The following is a 1,514-nucleotide window of genomic DNA, read 5'->3' on the forward strand; positions in this document are numbered from 1 at the left end:
GAGGCGATCACCTGGTTGAGCTGCTGCCGGTGCCTGGTGAGTTGGCCACCTGGTCGAGCTGCCGCCTGTAATAGGGGGGGACTTGTCTCACCGCATCGAGGCGATCACCTGGTTGAGCTGTTGATTTACTTCTGGCGTCCAGATCTGAACTTAGCAACAGCCATCACCAACACAACATCTTGTGCGCCGGCAGCTGATCGCGGCCACCATATCTAGTGTTTCAATTTTGGATTGCGCAATCCAAAATAGGCGTAAAAATAACGATGGTTTTCTTTACATGATTGGATTTGCTGGCCACTGTCATTTTCAGAAGACGACTGCACCAGACAACGCGGTTTGAAGGCTGTTGTGCAGTCGTCTATTGAACGAACAGTATCAGGAGTCCGCTGCACGAATGATGACCTCAAGCCGGTTCTGGTCGCGCTGGCGACCGATCAGCCCCTGGATGTGCGATACCGCGACCACGATCTTTCCGGCGATTGGGCGGGCTACCGCGAATGCTACATCAAGCCCGACCTGCTGCTGATCTACCGCAAGTCCGACGCCGACACCCTGCGACTGGCGCGGCTTGGCTCCCATAGCGAGCTGTTCGGCTGATGCCAGTCGCCTTGTCCGCCAAACGATCATTAGTCGGCCATGCCGGACACTGTCCAGCAAAGTTATTGCACAACGGGTTGTCGGACATTAAGATAGGCGGACGGAATGACGGACAAGAGAGGCGGCAAATGGCACTGATCGGCTATGCGCGGGTATCGACGGCGGAACAGGACACCGCCTTGCAGACGGATGCGCTACGCAAGGCAGGCTGCGAGCGCGTTTTCGAGGACACGGCTTCCGGGGCCAAGGCCGACCGCCCCGGCTTGGCTGATGCGCTGGCCTACCTGCGCGACGGCGACGTGCTGGCCGTCTGGCGGCTGGATCGGCTCGGGCGCTCTATGCCGCACCTAATCGAAACGATAGGCGCGCTGGAAGCGCGAGGCGTCGGCTTCCGTTCTCTGACGGAAGCCATCGACACCACCACGCCAGGCGGGCGGCTCATCTTCCACGTGTTCGGCGCGCTGGGCCAGTTCGAGCGCGACTTGATCCGCGAGCGCACCAAGGCCGGGTTGACTGCCGCCGCCGCTCGTGGGAGGAAGGGCGGGCGAAAGCCGGTTGTCACCGCCGACAAGTTGCAGCGAGCGCGGGAGCACATCGCCAACGGGCTTAATGTCCGAGAGGCCGCTACACGGCTCAAGGTGAGCAAGACGGCCCTGTACACCGCGCTGCAATCCACCAGTGCAGCCGACTCCTGATATTCCGTGCAGTCGTCTTCTGAAAATGACACTCACGCGCAGGTAGATGCGTGCGACTTTCATGCGGGCCTCCTGGTCATTTTGGGTATAGGGAAAATGACCATTGTTTCACGCCTAGCCAAAAAGGGAAGGTTCCCGGTTCAAATGTCGTTTTCAGAAGACGGCTGCACTGAACGTCAGAAGCCGACTGCACTATAGCAGCGGAGGGGTTGGATCCATCAG

2 protein-coding genes are annotated in these 1,514 nt (G+C 59.3%); both read left to right on the top strand.

Annotation, left to right across the window (positions count from 1 at the left end; all coding sequences use genetic code 11):
- The first annotated feature begins 348 nt into the window (after positions 1–348).
- Entirely contained in the window at positions 349–597 is a 249-nt protein-coding gene (locus L2I46_RS29055) for a type II toxin-antitoxin system YafQ family toxin (RefSeq protein WP_011191340.1), read from the top strand.
- Between the two features lie 128 nt (positions 598–725).
- Positions 726–1,292 carry a recombinase family protein gene (locus L2I46_RS29060; protein WP_003159185.1) on the top strand — a complete coding sequence of 189 codons (567 nt, stop codon included), beginning with the start codon at positions 726–728 and terminating at the stop codon, positions 1,290–1,292.
- Positions 1,293–1,514: the final 222 nt, after the last annotated feature.

Source organism: Klebsiella sp. 2019SCSN059, assembly GCF_021739525.1.
In the GTDB taxonomy this organism is placed as follows: Bacteria; Pseudomonadota; Gammaproteobacteria; order Enterobacterales; family Enterobacteriaceae; genus Klebsiella; species Klebsiella quasipneumoniae.

Bases quoted from the DNA above. Each gene is read 5' to 3' on its own strand.
- L2I46_RS29060 (WP_003159185.1), top strand. From the start codon at position 726: ATGGCACTGATCGGCTATGCGCGGGTATCGACGGCGGAACAGGACACC.